A 24,373-nucleotide genomic window follows, 5' to 3' on the forward strand; every position below is an offset into this window, starting at 1 on the left:
CGCGCTCGAACGGGCGCCGACATGAACGAGCACACAGGCTGGAGCCGAATGACCGAGGAATCCCAACCCACGAGCGCAACTCACTCGGGCGGTGCCTCCTACGCGGCGGCCGGGGTCGACATCGCCGCTGGAGATCGAGCAGTGCAGCTGTTCGCGCCGCTCGCCAAGAAGGCCAGTAGGCCCGAGGTGATGGGCGGTCTCGGCGGGTTCGCCGGTCTCTTCGCGCTCAAGGGCGACTACCGTGAGCCGGTCCTGGCCGCCTCGACCGACGGCGTCGGCACCAAGGTGGCCGTGGCGCAGGCCCTGGGCAAGCACGACACGCTCGGCCTCGACCTGGTGGCGATGGTCGTCGACGATCTCGTCGTCTGTGGCGCGGAACCGCTGTTCCTGCAGGACTACATCGCGGTGGGCCGCGTCGTTCCCGAGCAGGTCGCAGAATTGGTCAAGGGCATCGCCGAGGGCTGCATCATCGCCGGCTGCGCACTGCTGGGAGGCGAGACGGCAGAACACCCCGGACTCATGGCCGACGGCGACTACGACCTGTCGGCCACCGGCATCGGCGTCGTCGAGGCCGATTCGGTCCTGGGCCCGGAGCGGGTACGCCCGGGTGACGTCGTCATCGGGATGGGATCGTCGGGCCTGCACTCGAACGGCTACTCCCTGGCCCGCAAGGTGCTGCTCGAGATCAACCACATGGACCTCGGCGGACATGTCGAAGAGTTCGGTCGCACGCTGGGCGAGGAACTGCTCGAGCCCACCAAGATCTACGCCAAGGACTGTCTGGCACTCGCCGCCGAGACCGACGTGCGCACGTTCTGCCACGTCACCGGCGGCGGACTGGCCAACAACCTCTCCCGGGTGATGCCCGAGGGACTGGTGGCCGAACTCGACCGCACCACGTGGAGCCCGGCTCCGATCTTCTCGCTCATCGCTCAGCGCGGACGCGTCGAGCGGGCCGAGATGGAGCAGACGTTCAACATGGGTGTCGGCATGGTCGCCATCGTGGCACCCGAGGACGTCGACCGGGCGCTGGCCGTGCTGACCGCGCGTCACATCGATTGCTGGACGCTGGGCACCGTCAAGAAGGCCGCCGGTAAGGACATCGCCGACGAGCGCGCACTACTGCTGGGCAATCACCCGAGATTCTGAACGGCGGGGTTCTGAACGGTAAGTACACGATGAACAAGTGAGGGGGAGCCGCTCAGCGGCTCCCCCTCAGTCGTTGTCGTTGCACAGTACTAGCGTCGCCAGTCCTCGTACTCGTCTTCCTCGACTCGGGAATGCACATCCGAGTCAGAGTGGATGCCACGATGGGAGTTGGACGAACCACCGGAGAGTTCTTTCTGCAGACTCTCCAAGTCCGTTGTCGGCGAGCTGTACTTGAGCTCACGAGCGACCTTTGTCTGCTTTGCCTTAGCCCTGCCTCGGCCCATGGCGGTGCCCCCTCGCGGACTTGCGGGGCGGCCTGGGGAAATTTGGCGGCCCCGTTAGAGTTGGTATTTCTTCCTGGCACACACTCTAGCGCGCGAATCGCCGCGATGCGCATACGGCACCACGTGTCGGTCACGGGCGAACGGGCGCGACACGCCCGGGATCGGGACCCGCGCTGCCTGTACCTGCAGATATCCGTGCACAGGCAAACTATCTTCGTTCGGCGACACGAAAACTACGTGCTGCGGGTCATGGCCTCCGCAACCTCTTCAGGGCCGCGGCGGCGTCGCGGTACACCTTCGGTGCCAGATCGGCGTGTCCAACAGGGTCTGCATCGCATCGGCGTTTCTGCCCATGAAGAGCGTCCGCACCGTCACCCCGTGGTCGGGAACCGACGTCACCGTCACAGCGTCACCGCCGGTGAACACCCCCGGTTCGATGACCCGGAAATACGCGCCCACATCGCCGCGGTCGGTGAATCGACTGATCCACCCGGGCTCGTCCATCCACCGTGCGAACGTTGCGCATGGTTTGCGGGCGATCGTCACCTCCAGTTCGACGCTGCCCACCCGCCACCGGGAGCCGATCACCGCGTCGGTCACCGGCACGCTCTCGGTGCGGAGGTTCTCGCCGAATCGACCCGGCGGAACCGGCACTCCGAGCTCGTCGGCCCAGTATTTGGCTTCCGCCTCGTCGTAGGCGTAGACGGCCTGATCGAGCCCGCCGTGGAACTTGGTGTCCCGGCAGTGGTCGCCGCCGATCCCGAGCTCGTGCACGTCCACCGGACCGTCGACGGGCCGCTTGTCGATCCCGCTGTCCACGACGCCGCGCCGACCGAGCGGAACGTCGGCGTGCACCACGCAGACAGCCGAGACGGCCCCGATCACCGGCCGCGCAAGCGGTCGACGGCCGCGCGCCCGGCCTGGACGTCGTCGTAGGACGGGATCGAATCCGGATCGATCGACGCGGCACACGGCCCCGCTTCGAGGGCGGTGTCCACCGGAGTCGTTCGCTTGAGAAGGGCTAGAGCGATCGGACCGAGCTCGAAGTGATCGATGACGGTACCCAGACGGCCCACCGACCGTCCGCCGGCGGTGACCGGATCGCCGGTGCTGGGCCGACCGTCCGCGGAACCGTCGAGATGCAGCAGCACCAGATGCCGCGGCGGTCGACCGAGGTTGTGGACGCGCGACACCGTCTCCTGCCCGCGGTAGCAGCCCTTCTCGAGGTGCACGGCCCCGAACTCGGCGGCACTACCGATCCAGCGAACCTCGTGCGGAATGGTCTTCTCGTCCGTGTCGACGCCCACGCGCGGCCGCAGTGATTCCACCCGCAACGCGTCGAACGCCCACGTTCCGGCCGGGCTCGCCCCGGCGTCGCGCAGTCGGAGAAACCACTCGGTCAGGTGTGCACGGGGGATCACCACGTCGTACGAGTTCGGGCCCGGCCACGGCATCCGCCGGACGAAGCCGCCGCCGTCGATCTCCGACGCGTCGTAGATCTCGCCCGGAACCGGTGCACCGGCCTCGGTCAGAACGGACACCGCATCCGACCCCAGGACGGTGAGCACGGCCAGTTCGTCGGCCTCGCGCGGTTCGGCTTTGGCCCAGAACACCATCTTCTTCAGAAACGACAGCAGATCCGGGCCGGCGACGCGCTCGGTGTCGATATACGTGACGCCGCCCGAGTCGGTCTGCACGAAATGATGTTCGACGCGTCCGTTGACGTCCAGGCTCAGATTCTCGGCCGAACTGCCGTCGGGCAGATGGGAGACCAGTTGGCTCGAAATCGTGTTCAACCAGCTCAGGCGTTCGTCTCCGCTGATGGCGAGGACGAAGCGGTGGGATCGGTCGATGACGGCGGCAGAGCCGACGGCGTCACGCTGTTCGCCGAAGGGATTGCCGTAGTGCCAGGCCACCCCCGCGTCGACGCTGTCGTCCGGGGAAGGAACCGCACCGGGAAGAGTGAGAAGAGGACTGGGACTGATCGTCACGGAATCGGACACCACTCCATAGTAGGAGCCTGCGCAGTCCAGGGTTTTACCCACGTGCAACGCGTCCGATACAGGCAGGCGAACTACCCTCTCTACGTTCGATCCGTGAAAACTCTGAAGCATCCGGCAGCGCAGATCGGCCTGGCTGCGATCGGCGGAATCGTGTTCGGTCTGATCGTCGGTGACTGGGCCGCGAACCTGAAGTTCGTCGGCGATCTGTTCATCCGCCTGATTCAGATGTCGATCGTGCCGCTGGTCATGGCGTCGGTGATCGTGGCGACCGGATCGATGTCCGGAACGGGCACCGGCAAGATCGCGGCGCGGACATTCAAGTGGATGATCGGGTTCTCGTTCGTGGCAGCAGTGCTGGCGTGGCTGCTCAGCATTCTCATTCGCCCGGGTGCGGGGATGGAGTTCACGCAACAGCTGGATCCCAGCCTCGAAGAAAGCGCGAGCGAGGCGATCGGCTGGCAGGACACCCTGCGGGGCTTCGTATCGACCAACGTGTTCGACGCGATGTCGACCGCGACGATGGTGCCGATCATCGTCTTCTCGTTGCTCTTCGGAATCGCCCTGCGCAGCCACATCTCCACGACGGGTGACACCGGCGTGCTCAGGCTCATGGATCAGATTCAGCAGATCGTCCTGACCATGATTCGGCTCGTCATGACCATTGCACCGGTCGGTGTCTTCTGCCTTCTCGCGGCCCTCGCCGGCGACGTCGGATTCTCCGTCGTCTCGACGGCGTTGAGCTACTTGGGAACCACCCTGCTCGGCGTGTTGATTCTGTTCGCGCTGTTCGTGGTGGTGGTGACGGTGCGAACCCGGTTGGATCCCAGGAGTCTGCCGAACAAGCTGACCGAGCAGACGGCTATTGCGGTCACGACCACGAGTTCGGCCGTCACGTTCCCGACCGTTCTGAAGAACACCGTGGAAAAGGTGGGTGTCAGCCAGAAGGTCGCGAACTTCACGCTGTCGATCGGCCTGACCATGGGCTCGTACGGCGCGGTACTGAACTACATGATCGTGGTCATGTTCCTCGCGCAGGCCGGCGACATCGAACTGAGTATCGGCCAGATTGCCCTCGGGATGGGATTGGCGATACTGCTGAACATGGGCACGATCACCGTTCCAGGTGGCTTCCCGGTGGTCGCAATGTTCCTCGCAACCTCGTTGGACCTGCCGTTCGAGGCGGTCGGACTACTCATCGCGGTCGACTGGTTCGCCGGCATCTTCCGCACCTTCCTCAACGTCAACGGAGACACGTTCGTCGCCATGTTGGTGGCCAACGCCGACGACGAGATCGACCGCGACGTCTACAACGGCACCAAGAACGTGGTTGCCGAGGAGATAGACCTCGACGAGTACCGCGACGTGATGGCCCAGGCGGATCGAGCCGACTGATCGCCTGATCTACAGTGACGCCATGTCCGAACCGGTAGTGATGACGCTGGACGGCCGAGTGCACGACGCTGCGCAGCCCCTGCTGTTCGCCGACGACCTCGCTGCCGTGCGCGGCGACGGTGTATTCGAGACGCTGCTCGTGCGCGGAGGCGTGGCCCGCGCAGTGGAGTTGCATCTGGCCCGTCTGGCGGCGTCGGCGGCGGCGCTACAACTGCCTACCCCCGACCTGGACGCATGGCGAACGGTGGTCGACGAGTCCGCCGCTCTGTGGACTCGGAACTCGGCGGACGAGGCCGTACTGCGTTTGGTGCTCAGTCGTGGACGCGAGAGCGGCGGCGAGCCGACGGCGTTCGTGACGGTGGGGCCGCTCCCCGAGCGCGTGCGGACCGCGCGGGCCCACGGGGTGTCGGTGATCACGCTCGACCGAGGCTATTCGGTCGATTTCTCGGCGACCGCCCCGTGGCAGCTCGCCGGTGCCAAGACTCTGTCCTACGCGACCAACATGGCCGCATTGCGACATGCGGTGTCGCAGGGCGCGGACGACGTGATCTACCTCAGCAGCGAGGGCCGGGTACTGGAAGGCCCGAGGTCGACGGTGGTGCTCGCGCGGGGTAAGACACTCGTCACACCGTCGGTGGAGCAGGGCATCCTGGCCGGAACCACCGTGGCAGCGTTGTTCGAGGTTGCCGAGGATGCTGGCTGGAAGTGCGAGCACGGCCATCTCTATCCTGCGGATCTCATTGCGGCAGATAGTGTTTGGCTGGTCTCGAGTGTCACGCTCGCGGCGCGGGTGACGACGATGAACGGCGTTGTTCTCGGGCGTCCAGGCAGCGGTGAACAGGTGTCGGAGATGGTCGATCGAGCCGTGGGCGTCGCCGCTACGAGCTGAGTGACCAACGACCCTGCCCAGGGACTCTTCCCTACTACTACTCGTAGTAGTACATTCGAATTCGTCGCGGGACAACGCCCTGACCTGCGGTGTTGCCCGTCACAGCTCAGGTGGAAGAGTTCGGAGTATCGATGGACGCGTTGGATGTCTCGCGGTGGCAGTTCGGTATCACCACCGTGTACCACTTCATTCTCGTACCCCTCACGATCGGCCTCGCGCCGATGGTGGCAGCTATGCAGACCATGTGGGTGATCACCGGCAAGGACTCCTGGTATCGACTCACCAAGTTCTTCGGCAAGCTGTTCCTCATCAACTTCGCACTCGGCGTCGCAACCGGAATCGTCCAGGAGTTCCAGTTCGGGATGAACTGGAGCGAATACTCACGCTTCGTCGGTGACGTGTTCGGTGCGCCCCTCGCACTCGAAGGATTGGTGGCCTTCTTCCTCGAATCCACGTTCCTCGGCCTGTGGATATTCGGCTGGAGCAGGTTGCCCAAGCTTGTTCACCTGGCCACGATCTGGCTCGTCGCGATCGGCGTCAACGCCTCTGCCTTCTTCATCATCGCAGCCAACTCCTGGATGCAGCATCCCGTCGGCGCGATCTACAACGAGGAGACCGGCCGCGCCGAGCTGACCGACATCTGGGCCCTGCTCACCAACAACACTGCGCTGGCGGCTTTTCCGCACGCCGTAGCAGGAGCTTTCCTCACCGCGGGAACCTTCGTCGCCGGCATCTCCGGTTGGTGGATGGTGCGGGAGGCCCGAAAGACGAAGCTGAACAATGCGGCTACTGATTCACGCTCGATGTTCAGGTCGGCAGCGCGCATGTCCTTCATCGTCATGATCGTCGCAGGCGGCGCGCTGGCCATCACCGGAGACATTCAGGGCAAGCTCATGTTCGAGCAGCAGCCGATGAAGATGGCCTCGGCAGAATCGTTGTGCGACACTGAAACCGGAGCCAGCTTCTCGCTCCTGACCGTGGGGACGCACAACAACTGCGAATCGGTGGTGCACCTCATTTCGATCCCCGGCCTCACGTCGTTCCTGGCGGAGAACGACTTCGGTGCCACCGTGCAGGGCGTCAACCAACTGCAGGAGCAGTACGAGCAGCAGTTCGGGCCCGGTAACTACAAGCCCAACCTGTTCGTCACCTACTGGGCATTCCGGATGATGATCGGACTGGCCGCCGGATCCGCTCTGCTCGCGATTGCGGGACTGTGGGTCACCCGCGGTGGTCGAGTGCCCGACCAGAAGTGGTTCTCGTGGCTCAGCCTCGCGGCAATCCCGACTCCGTTCCTGGCCAACAGTGCCGGCTGGATCTTCACCGAAATGGGCCGTCAGCCATGGGTTGTCGCGCCGAATCTCTCCGGCGTCGATCAGATCCGGCTCACCGTCGACCAGGGCGTGTCCGACCATCCCGTCGGCCTCGTTCTCGCCTCGCTGGTGACGTTCACACTGCTGTACGCCGCACTCGGAGGGGTCTGGTTCTACCTGCTCCGGCGCTACGTCATCGAGGGACCTCTCGACCACGACGCGCACCCGCACGTCGACCCACCGGAATCGGAAGACGATGAGCCGAAACAACTCTCGTTCGCGTACTAGGGGATAGCCATGTCACTGCCCGAATTCTGGTTCTTCCTCATCGGCTTCTTCTTCGTCGGCTACTTCGTACTGGAAGGGTTCGACTTCGGTGTCGGCATGCTCATGCCCATACTGGGTCGGCACCCCGACCCGGCGACGGGGGAGAAGCGCAGGCGTGCCGTACTGAACACGATCGGCCCGGTCTGGGACGGCAACGAAGTCTGGCTCATCACCGCCGGCGGAGCCCTGTTCGCAGCCTTTCCGGAGTGGTACGCCACGCTGTTCTCCGGCTTCTACCTGCCGTTGCTGTTGATCCTGGTAGCGCTCATCCTCCGTATCTGCGCCATCGAATGGCGCGGCAAGATCGACGACCCGGTGTGGCGTCGACGCTGCGACATCGGAATCGGCATCGGCTCGTGGGTTCCGGCGGTGCTGTGGGGTGTCGCGTTCGCCAACATCGTGCGCGGAGTCGCGATCGACGAGAACAAGAAGGTCACCGCAGGATTCTTCGACCTCCTCAACCCGTATGCACTGCTCGGCGGAGTCACGATGGCCGTGGTGTTCGCACTGCACGGTGCCGTGTTCATCGCGCTCAAGACTTCCGGCGATGTCCACGAGGACTCCGTGAAAATGGCTGCATGGCTTTCGGTTCCGGCAGTGCTCGTCGGTGGAGCCTTCGCGCTGTGGACACAACTCGCCTACGGGAAGACCTGGACCTGGGTGCTCGTCGCGGTGGCAGCAGTGGCCTTGCTGCTCGTCGTCGCGTCGACGGCAAAAGTACGTGAAGGCTGGGCCTTCGTCTTCACCAGTGTCGCGATCGTTGCCGTCGTCGTGCTGCTGTTCGCGTCGCTGTTCCCCAATGTCATGCCGTCCAGTACGGACGCTGCCTTCGGGCTGACCATCGAGAACGCGTCGTCCAGTCCATACACGTTGCAGGTGATGACCTGGGCTGCCGCGTTCGCCGCGCCCGTCGTGATCGGTTACCAGGCGTGGACGTACTGGGTGTTCCGCCAGCGTATTTCGAGCGCACAGATCCCGGACTCGATCGGACTGACGGTGACATCGTGACCGCGCCCGCTCGCTCGCGGGGACCGGTCGACCCGCGACTGTGGAAATACTCTCGATCTGCGCGGGGCTACTTGATCGTCACGGTCGCCCTGTCGACCGTCGTCACGCTCTGCATCATCGTGAGCGCGTCGACCATCGGACGTGTGCTGGCAGGCGTCATCACCGACCCGACGGCCAGATCGGTGTCCGCCTGGACGACGGAACTGGCCGTGCTGGCGGGCGCAGTGGTGGCCCGTGTGCTCGTCACCGGAGTCCAGTCCCGGTACGCGCACCGGTCGGCGTCACGGGTGGTTGCCGAGCTCGAGGTCGAGGTCCTCACCACGGCAACGCGATTCGAGCCTCGGGAGCTCGACCGCGAACGGGAAGAGCTGGCCGTCATCGTGACCCGGGCCATCGGGGGTCTACGCGCGTACCTCACCGGATATCTGCCGGCGTTGGTGTCGGCGGTCATCGTCACGCCGCTCGTCCTGGTCGTCATCGTCACCCAGGACGTGACGTCGGCGGTCATCATCGCCGTCACTCTTCCCCTCATCCCCATCTTCATGATTCTGATCGGGTTGCTGACCAAAGGCCGAGCCGCAGCGACGCTCGCCACGATGACCAGGTTGTCCGCGCAGTTGCTCGATCTACTGGCCGGTCTGCCGACCTTGCGCGCGCTGCGTCGTGAACACGGTCCGGCCGCTCGCATCCGCGCGCTGGGTGACGCGCATCGACGAACCACGATGCGCGCGTTGAAGGTTGCGTTTCTCTCGTCGATGGTGCTCGAATTGCTCGCAACCCTGTGTGTGGCGCTGGTGGCCGTCGGAATCGGACTACGGTTGGTCTTCGGTGAGATGACACTCGAAGCGGGCATCATCGCGTTGATCCTCGCCCCCGAAGTGTATTTCCCGTTACGCGCCGTGGGGACCCAGTTCCACGCAGCAGAGGACGGCGTCGAGGCCGCGGACCGCGCCTTCCGAGTGCTCGATCGGCCTACGGCACAGCCGATGGGGCGTCGAACGGTCGACGCTACGGGCGCGAACATCGAACTCGTCGGGCTCACCGTCGCGAGCCGGGAAGGCGAGGCTCCGGCAGGTCTGAGCGCACTGTGCCGACCGGGCACCGTCACGGTATTGACCGGACCCAATGGCTCGGGCAAATCGACTGCGCTGCAGTCTGTTCTGGGACTGACGACGCCCACGAGTGGTGCGGTTCTCGTCGGCGGCGTACCCGTGGCCGATCTCGATCTCGATCGGTGGTGGGCTCAGGTCGCGTGGCTTCCGCAGCGGCCGGTGTTGCTGCCGGGCACGCTCTACGAGAACGTGACCCTGCACGGCGTGACCGACGCCGTCGCACTGGACGCAGCCTGCCGCGCTTCGGGATTCGATGCGGTACTGCGAGATCATCCGAACGGCTGGGCCACTCGCGTCGGACAAGGCGGCGTGGGGCTGTCCCTCGGTGAACTGCAACGTCTGGCCCTGACCCGAACTTTTCTGGCCGGTGCCGCGGTGATGGTGCTGGACGAGCCGACGGCGCACCTGGATCCGACCACCGAACAGATTGTGCTGCGGGCCATTCGAGACGCAGCAGACCGAGGCGTCACGGTCGTGATGGTCGGTCACCGGCGCTCGGTGCTGCACGCCGCAGATCGCGTCGTCGAGGTGCGAAGCAGCTCATCGGCGCTAACGGAGGTCGATCATGTCTGACCTACGACGAGCACTCGTTCTGTTCGAGCTCTCTCCGCGGCGAGTTTCACTGGCCGTGGCGGCGGGGGTGGCAACCCTGGGCAGCGCGCTGGCTCTGGCCGCACTGTCGGCCTGGTTGATCACGCGAGCCTGGCAGATGCCTCCGGTGATGGACCTGACAGTCGCGGTGGTAGCGGTTCGGGCACTGGGCATCTCCCGCGGCATATTTCGCTATCTCGAACGATTGACCACGCACGACGCGGCCCTGCGCGGTACGACGGCCGCACGCACGAGGATCTACGAGCGACTGGCGAGCGGTGACGGCGTGCTCGCTCTTCGGCGAGGTGACGTCCTGGCTCGTACCGGGGCGGACGTCGACGTGCTCGGTGACGTCGTCGTCCGCGCCATCGTCCCCATCTGTGTCGCCGTCGTGATGATGCTGGCAGCCGTGGGACTGCTCGCCGGTATCTCGCCGGCTGCCGCGTCGATCCTGGCGGTGTCGTTGCTGATTGCCGGGGTGGGCGCACCGATCCTGGCGGCGCGGTCGGCACGGATCGCCGAAGAAGCCGGAGCCGATGCCGACGCGCGATTCGCCGAAGCGGCGGTCCGGGCACTCGACCACGCCGCAGAACTGAGGGTCGCCAGACGCATGGACGCAACACTGGCCGAAGCGCGAAGCGCGGCAGAGAGTTCGGTGATTGCCCGGGACCGAGCCGCCCGGCCGTCGGCGATGGCCGATGCCGCTGGGCCGCTGTCGATCGGGGTGTCGGTGATCGGTTCGTTGCTCGTCGGGATCGGGCTCTACGGACCGGACGGAGGCACCGCCGGCGGTATGACACCGATGGCACTGGCGATCCTCGTGCTGGTTCCGCTGGCCGCTTTCGAGGCGACTGCAGCACTGCCCGGGGCGGCAATCGCTCTGATGCGGGGACGAATCGCAGCCACCCGAATACTGGCCATGCTCGATGTGGCTCCGCCGCAGTGGCGTGGTTATGTGCCCTCTGGGGTCCTCAACCGCACCACTGCGCGGAGCGCAATCATCGGACCCAGCGGATCGGGCAAGACCACGATGCTGCGGGAGTTCGCCGCGGAATGCGGCTCGGACGCAGCGCTGTTCGCCGAGGACGCGCACCTGTTCGACACCTCGATTCTGGAGAACCTGCGGGTGGTGCGCGGCGATGTCGACGAAGAGCAGGCTTCGCAGGCGCTACGACGCGTGGGCCTGGGTGGGTGGCTCGACACACTGCCTCTCGGCATCCACACCACTCTGGACGGCGGCGCACAGGCCGTGTCCGGGGGAGAGCGACGCCGACTGCTGTTGGCGCGCGCCCTGCTCGGTACGGCACCGATCGTGCTGCTCGACGAGCCGACCGAGCATCTGGATCGGGTCTCCGGCGAAGCGATACTGCGCGAGCTGCTCACCGTCGACGGAGGACTGTTCGGAGCCGACCGCACCGTGGTGGTCGTGACTCATCAATTACCGGAGGGCACCGACGCCGACCAGGTGATCGACCTCGGGCGAGCCCGTGCGAAAAAAGACTTTGCCGACTCGGAATCCGCGGCGTACGTTGGGAGTACACGAGAGAGGAGGTGGTCTGAAGTTGATGAACTCTAGGACGCGTGAGGTGGCTGTCAGCTAGCCGCTATCGCTGACGGATTCACTGCGAAGACCGCGCGAGCGGCAAGCGAATCCCAGGCAGCTACCCGGCCCCCGAGCCCCCGACCTGTCCGGTCGGGACCTGAAAGCAGGTATGGCTCGGGGGCCGTTCGCGTGCAGTGACCAGAACGTGCAGTGATCAGAAGTTCGGTGGGAGAAAGTGCCCTCAGCCGATGTAGCGAGTCAGGCGCGCTGACAACCGCGGTGCCAGCGGGCCGTCGGCGACGACGCGTTCCTCGACGTACGCGAGATCTCCGCCGTCGACGATGCCGTAGAGCCGCTTTGCCCCACCGACCAACGCACCCGATGAGCTGCGAATGACGACATCGGTGGCCAATTCCCACGAGGACTGCGTGAGCGCATGCCCGTAGTACAGCTCGACGACTCCGGTGCTGTGTGTCAGCAGAAGTTCGACGACCTCTTCGTTCTCGGAACCCTTGACGCCGTCGCCTCCGCTCATGCGCCAGAATCCGGTCTCGCGGAGATCGGGGTGTGCGAAGTTGCCGTCGGAGTCGAGTCGCCACGAACGCGATTCCCAGCTGAGGTAACTGCCGCCGTCGTGTGTGATCACGATCTGCTGACCGAAGGGGTAGTCGGTGCCCGATTCCGGGTCATGGCCTTCGCCCTCGCCGCGCCACACACCGACGAGCGGTAGGAGCGCGAGCATCGACGGATGCAGATCGGGGCCGAGGCGGACGTTGGCCGTGTCGTCGGGATGCGGGATGTCCGGCAGGACCGGAACATTGCGCGTCGACGCGTCGGCGAACTTCTGTTCGGCAGCCGCTATCGCTTCGTCGCCGCTGGTGATGGGCGAGCCCTCGTCAGCGTTGCCGGATTGACCCGCGACCGGTTCTGTCACGATTCGTCGTTGACCAGTCGGTAGACGACGTAGAGCGAGAACGCGATGATGGCTATTGCCGCAAGCACCAGCAACAACTCGAAGAAGATGACCACGGGACCGAGTTTAACCCGCGGCTGTCCCGGTCTACGACAACGGCCCTGATCCGCTCTGTGGTGTTGGTGACACAAGCCCCTCTTCGTGGCTTCCAGTGCCCTGAATCACTCGTAGTGATGGTGAAATCGTCGCGAGCAGGTACCTTCTTCCCCGGGGGGCGTCGGGCTCTCGCTCGTGACAGCCCGACGTGGTCACCGCGCTGTGTCGTGGAGTCGGGTTGTGTCGTGAAGGCTGGGGAGGTCTCTGCAGAAATGCTGCGTCGTAAGCGTGTTCGGACATCGTCGTTCGGTTCCGTGTTGGTTCGATCGGCGGTCGTCACAATGGCGTTGGCGCTGGCAGCTCCCGCTGCTGCGCTGGCCGCTCCTGATTCGGGTTCTTCGGACTCCGGGTCGGCAGATTTCGGTTCTTCGCAGGGCCCGAACATCGACCCCAACAACTACGCACAGGACTGCCCGGACGTGCTGCTGTTGGCAGTGTCCGGAGCCACAGACTCGGACGCGGGACGCAACCCGCTGAACGAAGAAGCGCAGACGATCGCGTCGAACTGGGTCGGCAACGTCACCGTTCCGGTCGGTGAGGCCAACGCGGACAGTCCCGGGACCGTCGGCTGGCTCTACGTTCCGTACACCTCCACCTACGGCTTCGACGTGCTCGACAACGTGGCGACGTATCAGGAATCGATCGACGACGGCATCGCGTCGACCAACCGGTTGATGAACGAGTACAAGACCAAGTGCGGCGAGAAGACCAAGTTCGCGCTACTCGGGTACAGCGTCGGCGGTGAAGTTCTCGATCGGCTGTCGATCGAACTCGGACATCGCGATCCCAACGCGCTCGTCACGTCCGACGACGTCGTCGGCGTCATCATGGTCGGGTCGCCTTACCGCCCGGCCGGGGTGCCGAACTTCGGCGACGAGGTCGGTGAGTCTCTCGGCGGCTTCATGGATCAGTCCCCCCGCGACTACGGCACGATGACCGACAAGGTCACGTGGTCGTGTCGGCCCTGGGATCTGGCGTGCGATGCACCGGACAAGATCGAGCTGCTGCAGTTGGCGCTCGGCGTGCTGAGTCAGATGCGGTTGACGCTGTTGAATCCGGTACAGACGGTGTCGGACTTCGGCCGGACGGTGGCCACCATCGCCACCCGCGCGATCATCGACATCGCCACGAACAAGTCCTGGCTCGAATCGGACGAGACACTGCTGCAGGTTCTGGTCAAAGTGTCCGACCGGCAGTACCAGGTGGACGACGCACAGGCTGCCGCAGCGCTGTCTCCCGACCAGCTCCTGGCCGATCTCAACTGGGCTATGGGGCCGGGAGCGGAGACCGTGAAGGCGAAGTTGCTCGCCGAAGGCGAGGGGCTGGTGGACAACAACGCGGGCATCGTCGACGTGGTTCTCGGCCCGTACCTGGCGCTCGGCTTTCTGCAGCACCTGTCCTACTGGTACAACGATCCGAACGACGGATACGACTGGGAAAGCGAGAAGATGGTCGCGTGGGTGACCGATCTTGCTCGCACCGAACGGGAAAAGAAGAACGCGCCGCCTGCAGTCGATCCGCCCACCGAGACGCCTGCTCCTGCTACCGAGACGCCTGCTCCGGCCACCGAGCCCCGACTACTACCGGAGCCGGGTACGCAGACTCGAATCAGTGACCTCGGTGCTTTCCTGGAGTCCCAGGGCATCCCGGTCCCGGAGGGCATGTTCCCGCCACAGTTCTCCACGGTCCCCGAGCCGGCAGGAGCCACCGGCTAGCAACACGAAAAAAGAACCCCGCACCGGTGTCCGGTGCGGGGTTCTTCGTGTCTGTCGAGTGACGGCGAGATCAGACTCCGACAGTGACGTCGGCGGAGTGCACGCCAGCGCCCTCGGGGGCGATGACGGTGGTGCCGTTGCCCGATGAGGACAGTGCGCGCAGCGTCCACTGGCCGGGAGCGGCGAAGAAGCGGAAGTCTCCGGTGCCCGAGGCGACGACCTCGGCGGTGAACTCGCCGGTGCCGTCGAGCAGACGCACGAACGCGCCGGCTACCGGTTCACCGTCGCCCGCGACAACGCGGCCGGTGATGACCGTTTCCTTCTCGACGTCGACGCCTGCTGGGATGGTCTGGCCCTGTACGGGTGCTCCACACATATCAGTGAACCTCCAACTCGATGGGTGCTCCGACGAGAGAGCCGTATTCGACCCAGCTGCCGTCGTAGTTCTTGACGTCCGTCTTGCCCAGGAGCTCCTTGAGGACGAACCACGTGTGGCTCGAGCGCTCGCCGATGCGGCAGTAGGCGATGGTGGCCTTGTCGTCGTCGTAGCCCTTGGTCTTGTACAGCTCTTCGAGCGCCTCGTCGGACTTGAAGGTGCCGTCTTCGTTGGCGGTGGTGCTCCACGGGATGTTGATGGCCGACGGCACGTGGCCACGCTGCTGAGCCTGTTCCTGCGGCAGGTGAGCCGGAGCGAGGATCTTGCCCGAGAACTCGTCGGGCGAGCGCACGTCGATCAGGTTCTTGTTGCCGATGGCGTCGATGACCTCGTCGCGGAAGGCGCGGATCGACAGGTCGGGAGCCTCGGCACGGTACTGCGTGGTCTCACGGCTGACGACGTCCTTCGACAGCTCGCGTCCGTCGAGTTCCCACTTCTTGCGTCCACCGTCGATGAGCTTGACGTCCTTGTGGCCGTAGAGCTTGAAGTACCAGTAGGCGTACGCAGCGAACCAGTTGTTGTTTCCGCCGTACAGGACGACGGTGTCGTCGTTGCTGATTCCTTTTGCGGACAACAGGTCCGAGAACTGTTCCTGACCCAGGAAGTCGCGGCGAACCGGGTCCTGGAGGTCCTTGCGCCAGTCGAGCTTGACGGCACCTTCGATGTGTCCGCCGTCGTAGGCGCTGGCGTCTTCGTCGACCTCGACGAAGACGATCTTCGGTGCGTTCAGATTCTGCTCGGCCCAGTCGGCAGAGACCAGGACGTCGGAGCGAGCCATGGTGTTCCTTTCGGTCTTACTTGTACGGATCGGAAGAAGGGGTGTCGGGACAGGAGTGGAGCCTGCGAAACGACGCAGTTCAGAAAGTGCTGCGCAGTCGCGCCGCGAAGGGGTAGACCATGCACCCGAGGCACACCGCGAACGCGGCGTTGAGGAACGCCGCGAACAGGGCGAAGCCCGCTGCCACGGTGCCGACGACGGGACTGCCCAGCGCGAAGCCGAGTACTCCCACGGCGGCGAACACGAATCCCACCAGCTGAGCGAACTTCAACGGAGCCACCGGCTCGCGTTCGCTCGGCGGAGAGAGTCGCGGTGCGACGAATGTCGCGTAGATCGTGCCGTACGGACTGTGCTTGGGTCCGCGGACGGCTCCGATTCCGAACACGATCGCCTGTAGCCCGAGCAGGATTGCCGCTGCGGGGACCGAGAACGTGGTCAGGAGAAGTACGACGACCAGAACGGCAGTGGTGATCCATGCTGCGAAGCGTGGACCGCGAACGTCGACCTGGTCGATCGTGGGTGAGTCGGTGTGGGTGTCGGGTGTCGACATCGAGAAGTACTCCTGTGCGAAGCCGGGGCACGCCGAAAGGCAGTGCTCGGACGTGGATTCCTGTCTTGGGGCCGACATCACGCACGGGCGTGGCGGCTCGAGGAAATCAGCAGCAGCGACAGCAACAACCGCCCAGTCGGCACAGATCTACCGTGCGGCGACTGGTGAGCATCAGCTCGTGGCGGTACAACACGAAGAAGATCGTACCCGCTACCAGCGGCGCGTCGAACCGCCGGCCCGATGTGGAGGAGTTACAGCGCGTCGAGCGCAGACCGCAGGGCCGCCGTGGACGGCACACCCGCGATTCTGGAGCGTCGACGCAAATCGGCGTCGAGCACGAAGGTGGTGGGCAGGGACAGCACTCCCAGTTCCCGGGCAAGGTCTGGATGGGCATCGATGTCGAGTTCGACTTCGCGGGCCCCGGTGCGGTCGGTCAAAACTTGTCCGACGACGCGACGGACGGCAGCGCACGGTCCGCACCAGTCCGCCGAGAAGTGCAGCACCGTGGCGGTGTCCGTCGTGACGCCCGCCTCGAGCAGCAGTGGCCGCAGAGCGTCGTCATCGGAGTCGGTTCGTCGTACGGCGCGCACAGTGCCGGACCGGCTTCGAAGCCAGAATCCGGTAGCCAGGGCAAGAACCGCCACGACAGCCAGAACTGTGATCCCTGTCACGGCTTTTCGATTTCGTTCAGGTCGATGGTCACGTTGTCGCCCGAACCCTCGACGACGATTTGCGACCCCTCCGCGTACACGTCGGTGGGGGTGAGTCCGAAGGGCAAGTTCTGACGCTCGATGGTCCTGGTGAACATCCCGAGGACTGCCGGCTCAGCGAAATCCGGAATCGTGAAATCCGCACGACCCTCCGGGCCGAAGTAGAAGTCCGTCGCGACGATGGCGACGCTGTCTCCTTCGAGCAACAGGTCGGCTTGCACGCTCACCGTGGTTTCGAGTGGGCCGACCGGCACCGTCCCGGTCAGCACGACGCCTCCGGTCGTCGTCTTGCCCGAACCGCCGGAGCCGCCGGTGCCGTCGGACCTGTCGGCCGGAGGGGCAGAAACCTGCAGGTCGACGATGCCGAGGAACCGGCCGAGGTCCGTCGCCTCGATACGAACGCGGCCGTCGAGCTCGTCGACCGGGATGGCCCGAACGTTGTTGTCGATCAAATCCGACAACGCGATGTGCACGCCGCGGAGGTTGGCCTCGATCGTCGTCGAGCCGACGTACTCGGTGGGGACGTCCTGAGCCCGTATCTCGATGTTCTGATAGTGGCCGTCCGCAGCCTGAGTCAGGAACGGGAAGCCGTGCACGATCACCTGAGGGTCCGAGGTGAGTTCTCCGCCGGCTCGAATCGCTCGGGAGACCCGGTACTCGGAGTAGGCCGCAGCGCCGAAATCCACCACGAGCACGAGGGCCAGCAGGCTGGCGAGTCCGATGAGAAGTGTGCGCACGCGTCCATTGTGACCGACGAGCCGCATACTGCCCGCTTCGGCCGAAGGTACGGACAAGCTAGTCTGTGTCCTTGACGAATACTCCAATCCAGCTCGGGCTGGACCGGCCAGCAGCAAGAATGGAGACGCAGTGGAGCTCCTACTACTGACCTCCGACCCCAACCCGGAGGGCGTTCTTCCGTCCCTTGCGCTTCTGGCGCACCAGGTTCGCCCGGTGCCCACCGAGGTGTCCTCGCTGCTGGAGGCAGGTTCGGCCGATATCGCGCTCGTGGACGCTCGCACCGATCTGGCGGCGGCACGCGGCTTGTGTCGACTGCTGGGCAGTACCGGATCGGCCATCCCCGTCGTCGCCGTTCTCACCGAGGGTGGGCTCGTGGCGGTCAACTCCGACTGGGGACTGGACGACATCCTGCTTCCCGGCACCGGCCCGGCGGAACTCGACGCGCGACTGCGACTGCTGGTCGGACGCAGCGGCGGTGTCGCGAGTCCGGAGACCTCGGGCAAGATCACGCTCGGTGAGCTGATCATCGACGAGGGCACGTACACCGCGAGACTGCGCGGGCGTCCGCTCGATCTGACCTACAAGGAATTCGAGCTGTTGAAGTATCTGGCTCAGCACGCCGGCCGCGTCTTCACTCGGGCGCAGCTCCTGCAGGAAGTGTGGGGCTACGACTTCTTCGGTGGCACGCGCACCGTCGACGTCCATGTTCGACGCCTGCGCGCCAAGCTCGGTACCGAGTACGAATCGCTGATCGGAACCGTGCGCAACGTGGGGTACAAGGCGGTTCGGCCCGCGCGCAACGCCAAGGGCGGGCAGGCGGCATCGGACGCCGCGGGCGAGGATGCCGACGATGTGGATTTCGAGTTCGAGCAGGAGAGTACTCTCTCGTAGATGAACTCGGAGACTGCGTTCGGCGTCCATCCCATCGACGGCGACGTACCGTCTTCCCGGGTTGCCGACGAGATCCATCGGATTCTTTCTCGCGCAACGGAAGTCGACGGTACCGCCCCGCTCTCGGAGCAGGCGGTCAAGGCGGTCGACACCGGCGAGGACGTCGATCGCCTCGTTGCCACCGACGGTGATCGGATCGTGGGCTACGCCGGAATTGCCGACGGCATGGCCGAAGCGGTGGTCGATCCTTCCTCTCGAGGTCGTGAAATTGGCCGCGAATTGGTTTCTCGCGCACTCGATATCGGTTCCGACACGAAAATCTGGGCGCACGGTAACCTCGCTGCGGCGCAGGCCGTTGCCGCCCGGCTGGGTCTGCAGGTGACACGCGAGTTGTTGCAGATGCGTCGGGCATCGGTCAGCCCTGACCTACCGGATGTTGTTGTGCCGGAAGGAATTACGCTGCGCACCTATCGTGGTCATCAGGACGACGCAGAGCTGTTGCGCGTCAACAATGCGGCATTCTCGTGGCACCCCGAGCAGGGTGGCTGGACCGATCGTGACATCGCATCACGGCGAGACGAGTCCTGGTTCGATCCGGCCGGCCTGTTCCTCGCGTTCGAGGAGGGCAGCGACCGTCTTCTCGGCTTCCACTGGACCAAGGTCCATGCGGCAGAGGGCAACGACCCGGCGATCGGCGAGGTGTATGTAGTAGGTATCGATCCGCAGTCGCAGGGTCGGGGTCTGGGCCGGGTGCTGACGCTGGCGGGCCTGCACTACCTACGCGGCCGCGAACTGGAGCAGATGATGCTCTACGTCGAGGCCGACAATACTGCCGCCGTGCACACGTACACCAAGCTCGGGTTCGTCAATTACCACGTGGACGCTGCGTACGCCCGCACCGTCTGATCGGACATTTCGAGCGCGGTGTTCATCTTCCGTTCACCCGCGCGGGGGTAAACGTCTACCACCTGCCCCTACCTTTCTCCGTGGGCGGCAACCTACGCCGCCTGGTGCGAGGTTCTCTTCTGGAGCCGGCACCCACACAGCCACAGCACGGCCGAGCAGTTCGAGCTGTGGACACGGCCCAAGATTCCTCGGAGGAAACAGGTGAACCTCAAGCGCAACGGTGCTCTCATGAGTGCAGTGGCCATCAGTGCCATGTTGCTGACCGCATGCGGTAGCGACGCGAACGTCGAAACCGTCGGTGCGGAAGATTCTTCCGCTACGTGCGAGGGCAAGTCTCCGCTCACCGGCGAAGGTTCGTCTGCTCAGCAGAACGCGATGTCCAACTTCACCTCGGTCTACTCGAGCGTGTGCGCCGGTAAGTCCGTCGAGTACACCACCAGCGGCTCCGGCAACGGTCGTACGCAGTTCGTCGCCGGTCTGGTCGACTTCGCCGGATCCGACTCCGCGATCAAGGAAGAGCAGGCAGCCGAAGCGGCCACTCGCTGCGACAGCAACCCGGCCTGGAACCTCCCGCTGGTCTTCGGCCCGGTCGCAGTGGCGTACAACCTCGACGGTGTCGACAGCCTGGTGCTCACCCCCGACGTCACCGCACGGATGTTCACCGGCCAGATCACCACCTGGAACGATCCCGCGATCGCCGCCCTCAACGAAGGCGTCGACCTGCCGTCCACCCCGGTCACCCCGGTCTACCGTTCCGACTCCTCGGGCACCAGCGACAACTTCCAGCGCTTCCTGACCGATGCAGCTCCGGAGGCATGGACCCTCGATCACAGCTCCGACTGGGCCGGCGGCGTCGGCGAAGGTGCCAACGGATCCTCGGGCGTCGCCCAGGCCGTGGCAGCCACTCCCGGCTCGGTCACCTACGTCGAGTTCGGCTTCGTGGAGCAGGAAGGCCTGAGCGCCGCGAACATCGACTTCGGCAACGGACCGGTCGAGCTCACCAGCGAGACGGCTGCCGCAGCCATCGACGCTGTGTCCTTCTCCGGTGAGGGCAACGACCTCGTGCTCGACATCGATGCGCTGTACGCCAGCAACGAAGCCGACACCTACCCGTTGGTTCTCGCGACCTACGAGATCGTCTGCTCGGCGGGCTACGACGCCGACACCTCGGCCGCAGTCAAGTCGTTCCTGCTCAGCGCTGCGAACGAGGGCCAGCAGGGCCTCGAAGAAGCCGGCTACGTGCCGCTGCCGGATCGCTTCAAGGAGCGCCTGATCACCGCTATCGAAGCAATCGCCTGATTCAATGAGACGTAATCTTGCTTCGGCTCGCGAGAACGCGAGCCGAAGCAAGACCGTCCTCGACCTCCACACGAGACAGTGAGCGGTATGAGCGACACCCACTCGATGACCGGCGTCCCCTCCGCGGCTAGCGTGCCGACTGCGGGTGCCGCGCACAAACCGGAAGAACCACAATTGTCCGACAAGAAAAAATCGGGGACCGTCACACGTCCCGGTGACAGGATCTTCTCCGGCCTCGCCACGGGCTCGGGTATCTTCATCATCGCCCTGATCGCCGCCGTTGGCCTCTTCCTGGTCTGGCGCGCGATCCCCTCGCTGTCCAACAACACGGTCAACTTTCTGACCTACAACGGTGCCTGGGACACGTCCAACACCTCCGCCATGGTGTTCGGTGTTCTCGATCTGTTCCTGGTCACCGTCACGGTGTCGCTGTTCGCGCTGATCCTCGCGATGCCCGTCGCACTCGGCATCGCCATCTACCTGACGAACTACGCACCCAAGCGCGTCGCCGGTCCGCTCGGTTACGTCATCGACCTGCTGGCCGCCGTGCCGTCCATCGTCTTCGGACTGTGGGGCCTGTACGTCCTCGCGCCGGTCATCAGCCCGGTCGCCGAGTGGCTGAACACCAGCCTGGGTTGGTTCCCGCTCTTCGGCACCGGATCGGTCTCCATCGCCGGCGGCGGCACCATCTTCACCGGTGGCATCGTGCTCGCCGTCATGATCCTGCCGATCATCGCCGCGGTCACCCGCGAGGTGTTCATGCAGACCCCGAAGGGGCAGATCGAAGCGGCTCTCGCACTGGGTGCCACCCGCTGGGAAGTCGTGCGTACCACGGTCATTCCGTTCGGAAAGTCCGGATACGTCAGCGGCTCCATGCTCGGACTCGGTCGTGCACTCGGTGAGACCATCGCGCTCTACATCATCATCCGCAGCACTCAGTCGACGTTCGGTGGAACGTTGTTCGACGGCGGTTCGACCTTCGCGACCAAGATCGCACTGGCAGCAGGCGAATTCAACAATCCGCTGCAAGCCGGTGCCTACATCGCCGCAGGCCTGGTGCTGTTCATCCTGACCTTCGTCGTCAACGCCGGGGCCCGCGCCGCTATCGCCGGAAAGAAGGACTGACCCATGACCGCAACCATGGACAAGCCCGTCAAGGAACCCACGTTCCAGGGCGTCAGCGCCCGGCGCAAGGCGTCCAACCTCGCGGCGACGATCCTTGTCAGCCTGTCGGTGCTGGTGGCACTGGTACCGCTGATCTGGGTGCTCTACACGGTGATCTCACGCGGACTGTCCGCAGTGGTCGCACCGGCCTGGTGGCAGAACTCGCAGGCCGGAATCACCCAGTTCATCGCGGGCGGCGGCGCGTACCACGCCATCGTCGGCACGCTCCTCCAAGGCCTTTTCTGCGCCGTCATCTCCATCCCGATCGGCATCTTCGTCGCCATCTACCTCGTCGAGTACGGCGCAGGAACCAAGCTGGCCAAGGTCACCACGTTCATGGTCGACATCCTCACCGGTGTCCCGTCCATCGTCGCGGCCCTGTTCATCTACGCGCTGTGGATCGCCACCTTCGGGTTCCAGCGATCCGGTGTGGCCGTCGCATTCGCCCTCGTTCTGCTGATGATCCCGGTGATCGTGCGCTCGGCCGAGGAAATGCTGCGCATCGTTCCCCAGGATCTGCGCGAGGCGTCCTACGCACTGGGCGTACCGAAGTGGAAGACCATCGCCAAGATCGTCATCCCCACCGCCCTGTCCGGCATCGTCACCGGCATCATGTTGGCCCTGGCACGAGTCATGGGCGAGACCGCACCGGTCCTGATCCTGGTGGGATCGGCAACAGCTATCAACTTCAACATTTTCGAGGGGCCGCAGACGTCGCTGCCGCTCATGATGGTCGACCTGCAGAAAGCAGGAACCGGCGTGCTCACCGCTGAGCGCATGTGGGGAGCAGCCCTGACGCTGATCCTGATCGTCGCAATACTCAACATCGGCGCGAAGTTGGTCTCGAAGTTCTTCTCTCCCAAGAACTTCTGACCCACTCGACTCCAGCGAATTCTAAGGAACCAGAACATGGCAAAGCGTCTCGATCTCAAAGACGTCAACATCTACTACGGCAAGTTCCATGCCGTCTCGGACGTCACTCTGGCCGTACCGCCGCGTAGCGTCACCGCGTTCATCGGACCGTCCGGCTGCGGCAAGTCGACCGTCCTGCGTTCGCTCAACCGCATGCACGAGGTCACCCCCGGTGCCCGCGTCGAAGGTTCGGTGCTGCTCGACGGCGAGGACATCTACGGCAGTGGCGTCGACCCCGTCGGTGTGCGCCGCACCATCGGCATGGTCTTCCAGCGTCCCAACCCGTTCCCGACCATGTCGATCCGGGACAACGTCGTCGCCGGCCTGAAATTGCAGGGCGGCCGCGGCAAGAAGGAACTCGACGAGATCGCCGAGCGCTCGCTCAAGGGTGCCAACCTCTGGACCGAGGTCAAGGATCGCCTCGACAAGCCCGGTGGCGGCCTGTCCGGCGGTCAGCAGCAGCGTCTGTGCATCGCTCGCGCGATCGCTGTCTCGCCCGACGTTCTGCTGATGGACGAGCCCTGCTCGGCCCTCGACCCCATTTCCACGCTGGCCATCGAGGACCTGATCCAGGAACTCAAGCAGGACTTCACGATCGTGATCGTCACACACAACATGCAGCAGGCAGCACGGGTGAGCGATCAGACCGGTTTCTTCAACCTCGAGGCGACCGGCAAGCCCGGCAAGCTCATCGAAATCGACGACACCGAGAAGATCTTCTCCAACCCGACGCAGAAGGCCACCGAGGACTACATCTCCGGCCGCTTCGGATAGCCACGCAGCGAAAACAGAACCCCCGCCGAGCGAGAGCTCGACGGGGGTTCTGTTCGTTGTGCGCTTGCCCTGATAAGGACACCGAGTAGCGCTGCGGGGCAGCGCTACTCGACGAAAGCGGTCTCAGGAGGTGGGGATGTTGTTCTGGTGCAGGTCGGCCGGCAGCTCGCCGGTGACGAGGAAGATCACTCGGCGGCCGACCTCGACGGCGTGGTCTGCGAAGCGCTCGTAGAAGCGACCCAGCAGGGTCACGTCCACTGCAGCCGCGACGCCATGACTCCAGTCGCGGTCCATCAGGACGGTGAAGAGGTGACGGTGCAGGTCGTCCATCGCCTCGTCTTCCTCCTGCAGCTTCGCAGCGCGCTCGGGGTCGCGTGTCTCGAGGACCTCGCGCGCGGACGCGCCGATCTGAACGGCGAGGCGTCCCATCTCGGCGAAGTACCCGTTGACGACCTCGGGGAGGGCGTGGTTCGGGTGCCGGCGACGGGTGATCTTCGCGACGTGCAGGGCGAGTGCACCCATGCGGTCGATATCGGCGACGATCTGAATGCCGGCCACCACCGAACGGAGGTCGCCCGCGACGGGAGCTTGCAGGGCGAGAAGAGTGAAGGCCTTCTCCTCGCACACCGCACTGAGCTCGGTGATCTTGTCGTGCTCGGAAATGACCTGCTCGGCGAGCACCAGGTCTGCTTGGAGGAGTGACTGGGTGGCCTTCTCCATGGCCGTACCAGCCAGGCTCGCCATTTCTCCGAGGAGATCGGCGAGCTCGTTCATCTGTTCGTTGTAGGCGACGCGCATGAGCGAAGTTTAGTAGGTCACA

The 24,373-nt window shown here is 64.8% G+C and carries 24 protein-coding genes; 14 read left to right on the forward strand and 10 right to left on the reverse strand.

The window, feature by feature from the left end; translation table 11 throughout:
• The first annotated feature begins 48 nt into the window (after positions 1 to 48).
• Positions 49 to 1,149, forward strand: coding sequence for a phosphoribosylformylglycinamidine cyclo-ligase (gene purM / locus ACIGGF_RS16750; protein WP_397522443.1), 1,101 nt, complete (start codon positions 49 to 51; stop codon positions 1,147 to 1,149).
• Between the two features lie 89 nt (positions 1,150 to 1,238).
• Here purM and ACIGGF_RS16755 read toward each other — a convergent pair whose 3' ends face one another.
• The 3 genes from ACIGGF_RS16755 to ACIGGF_RS16765 form a co-directional block, all read right to left on the reverse strand.
• Positions 1,239 to 1,433 carry a DUF3073 domain-containing protein gene (locus tag ACIGGF_RS16755; protein WP_008719426.1) on the reverse strand — a complete coding sequence of 65 codons (195 nt, stop codon included), beginning with the start codon at positions 1,431 to 1,433 and terminating at the stop codon, positions 1,239 to 1,241.
• Between the two features lie 267 nt (positions 1,434 to 1,700).
• Entirely contained in the window at positions 1,701 to 2,291 is a 591-nt protein-coding gene (locus tag ACIGGF_RS16760) for an MOSC domain-containing protein (RefSeq protein WP_397522365.1), read from the reverse strand.
• A gap of 23 nt (positions 2,292 to 2,314) precedes the next feature.
• On the reverse strand, positions 2,315 to 3,436 hold the full coding sequence (locus ACIGGF_RS16765) for a YgfZ/GcvT domain-containing protein (protein WP_397522366.1): 1,122 nt from the start codon (positions 3,434 to 3,436) through the stop codon (positions 2,315 to 2,317).
• A gap of 93 nt (positions 3,437 to 3,529) precedes the next feature.
• On the opposite strand from ACIGGF_RS16765, the gene ACIGGF_RS16770 reads away from it, so the two are divergent.
• From ACIGGF_RS16770 to ACIGGF_RS16795, 6 genes are all read left to right on the forward strand, one after another.
• Positions 3,530 to 4,828 carry a dicarboxylate/amino acid:cation symporter gene (locus ACIGGF_RS16770; RefSeq protein ID WP_397522367.1) on the forward strand — a complete coding sequence of 433 codons (1,299 nt, stop codon included), beginning with the start codon at positions 3,530 to 3,532 and terminating at the stop codon, positions 4,826 to 4,828.
• A gap of 22 nt (positions 4,829 to 4,850) precedes the next feature.
• Positions 4,851 to 5,717, forward strand: coding sequence for an aminodeoxychorismate lyase (locus ACIGGF_RS16775; RefSeq protein ID WP_397522368.1), 867 nt, complete (start codon positions 4,851 to 4,853; stop codon positions 5,715 to 5,717).
• A gap of 131 nt (positions 5,718 to 5,848) precedes the next feature.
• The gene (locus ACIGGF_RS16780; protein ID WP_397522369.1) at positions 5,849 to 7,318 is read left to right on the forward strand and encodes a cytochrome ubiquinol oxidase subunit I; all 1,470 of its coding nucleotides are present in this window, start codon (positions 5,849 to 5,851) and stop codon (positions 7,316 to 7,318) included.
• A 9-nt stretch (positions 7,319 to 7,327) separates the two neighbouring features.
• On the forward strand, positions 7,328 to 8,365 hold the full coding sequence (cydB, locus tag ACIGGF_RS16785; RefSeq protein ID WP_397522370.1) for a cytochrome d ubiquinol oxidase subunit II: 1,038 nt from the start codon (positions 7,328 to 7,330) through the stop codon (positions 8,363 to 8,365).
• Positions 8,362 to 10,050, forward strand: a complete 1,689-nt coding sequence (cydD, locus tag ACIGGF_RS16790; RefSeq protein WP_397522371.1) for a thiol reductant ABC exporter subunit CydD — start codon at positions 8,362 to 8,364, stop codon at positions 10,048 to 10,050. Before cydB ends, cydD begins: the two co-directional genes overlap by 4 nt.
• Complete coding sequence (locus tag ACIGGF_RS16795; protein ID WP_397522372.1) at positions 10,043 to 11,644, forward strand: ATP-binding cassette domain-containing protein; 1,602 nt, start codon at positions 10,043 to 10,045, stop codon at positions 11,642 to 11,644. The genes cydD and ACIGGF_RS16795 overlap by 8 nt, the downstream gene beginning before the upstream one ends.
• Before the next feature lie 208 nt (positions 11,645 to 11,852).
• On the opposite strand, the gene ACIGGF_RS16800 is transcribed toward ACIGGF_RS16795, so the two are convergent.
• Entirely contained in the window at positions 11,853 to 12,548 is a 696-nt protein-coding gene (locus ACIGGF_RS16800; RefSeq protein ID WP_397522444.1) for an FABP family protein, read from the reverse strand.
• Between the two features lie 317 nt (positions 12,549 to 12,865).
• On the opposite strand from ACIGGF_RS16800, the gene ACIGGF_RS16805 reads away from it, so the two are divergent.
• The gene (locus tag ACIGGF_RS16805; protein WP_397522373.1) at positions 12,866 to 14,395 is read left to right on the forward strand and encodes a cutinase family protein; all 1,530 of its coding nucleotides are present in this window, start codon (positions 12,866 to 12,868) and stop codon (positions 14,393 to 14,395) included.
• A gap of 70 nt (positions 14,396 to 14,465) precedes the next feature.
• Here the strand turns inward: ACIGGF_RS16805 and ACIGGF_RS16810 are convergent, their stop codons facing one another.
• The 5 genes from ACIGGF_RS16810 to ACIGGF_RS16830 form a co-directional block, all read right to left on the reverse strand.
• Positions 14,466 to 14,771, reverse strand: a complete 306-nt coding sequence (locus tag ACIGGF_RS16810; RefSeq protein WP_397522374.1) for a DUF1416 domain-containing protein — start codon at positions 14,769 to 14,771, stop codon at positions 14,466 to 14,468.
• Between the two features lies 1 nt (position 14,772).
• The gene (locus ACIGGF_RS16815) at positions 14,773 to 15,609 is read right to left on the reverse strand and encodes a sulfurtransferase (protein WP_397522375.1); all 837 of its coding nucleotides are present in this window, start codon (positions 15,607 to 15,609) and stop codon (positions 14,773 to 14,775) included.
• Between the two features lie 79 nt (positions 15,610 to 15,688).
• Positions 15,689 to 16,159, reverse strand: coding sequence for a DUF4395 domain-containing protein (locus tag ACIGGF_RS16820; protein ID WP_397522376.1), 471 nt, complete (start codon positions 16,157 to 16,159; stop codon positions 15,689 to 15,691).
• 251 nt (positions 16,160 to 16,410) lie between these two features.
• Positions 16,411 to 16,830: a thioredoxin family protein gene (locus tag ACIGGF_RS16825; protein WP_397522377.1), complete on the reverse strand. Its 420-nt coding sequence runs from the start codon at positions 16,828 to 16,830 to the stop codon at positions 16,411 to 16,413.
• The gene (locus ACIGGF_RS16830) at positions 16,827 to 17,606 is read right to left on the reverse strand and encodes an LmeA family phospholipid-binding protein (RefSeq protein WP_397522378.1); all 780 of its coding nucleotides are present in this window, start codon (positions 17,604 to 17,606) and stop codon (positions 16,827 to 16,829) included. Before ACIGGF_RS16830 ends, ACIGGF_RS16825 begins: the two co-directional genes overlap by 4 nt.
• A gap of 130 nt (positions 17,607 to 17,736) precedes the next feature.
• Here ACIGGF_RS16830 and ACIGGF_RS16835 point away from each other — a divergent pair, with 130 nt between their 5' ends.
• The 6 genes from ACIGGF_RS16835 to pstB all read left to right on the forward strand — a co-directional run bounded on the left by ACIGGF_RS16835 (position 17,737) and on the right by pstB (position 23,553).
• A complete protein-coding gene (locus ACIGGF_RS16835; protein WP_397522379.1) occupies positions 17,737 to 18,498 on the forward strand; it encodes a winged-helix domain-containing protein in 762 nt (253 codons plus the stop codon).
• The gene (mshD, locus tag ACIGGF_RS16840; protein WP_397522380.1) at positions 18,499 to 19,404 is read left to right on the forward strand and encodes a mycothiol synthase; all 906 of its coding nucleotides are present in this window, start codon (positions 18,499 to 18,501) and stop codon (positions 19,402 to 19,404) included.
• A 201-nt stretch (positions 19,405 to 19,605) separates the two neighbouring features.
• On the forward strand, positions 19,606 to 20,703 hold the full coding sequence (gene pstS / locus ACIGGF_RS16845; RefSeq protein ID WP_397522381.1) for a phosphate ABC transporter substrate-binding protein PstS: 1,098 nt from the start codon (positions 19,606 to 19,608) through the stop codon (positions 20,701 to 20,703).
• An 87-nt stretch (positions 20,704 to 20,790) separates the two neighbouring features.
• Entirely contained in the window at positions 20,791 to 21,828 is a 1,038-nt protein-coding gene (gene pstC, locus ACIGGF_RS16850; protein WP_397522382.1) for a phosphate ABC transporter permease subunit PstC, read from the forward strand.
• A 3-nt stretch (positions 21,829 to 21,831) separates the two neighbouring features.
• On the forward strand, positions 21,832 to 22,740 hold the full coding sequence (gene pstA / locus ACIGGF_RS16855) for a phosphate ABC transporter permease PstA (protein ID WP_027495870.1): 909 nt from the start codon (positions 21,832 to 21,834) through the stop codon (positions 22,738 to 22,740).
• Positions 22,741 to 22,776: 36 nt separating this feature from the next.
• A complete protein-coding gene (gene pstB, locus ACIGGF_RS16860; RefSeq protein WP_397522383.1) occupies positions 22,777 to 23,553 on the forward strand; it encodes a phosphate ABC transporter ATP-binding protein PstB in 777 nt (258 codons plus the stop codon).
• 123 nt (positions 23,554 to 23,676) lie between these two features.
• Here pstB and phoU read toward each other — a convergent pair whose 3' ends face one another.
• A complete protein-coding gene (phoU, locus tag ACIGGF_RS16865) occupies positions 23,677 to 24,351 on the reverse strand; it encodes a phosphate signaling complex protein PhoU (protein WP_397522384.1) in 675 nt (224 codons plus the stop codon).
• Positions 24,352 to 24,373 lie beyond the last annotated feature (22 nt).

Source organism: Rhodococcus sp. NPDC078407 (assembly GCF_044542515.1).
Taxonomy (GTDB): domain Bacteria; phylum Actinomycetota; class Actinomycetes; order Mycobacteriales; family Mycobacteriaceae; genus Rhodococcoides.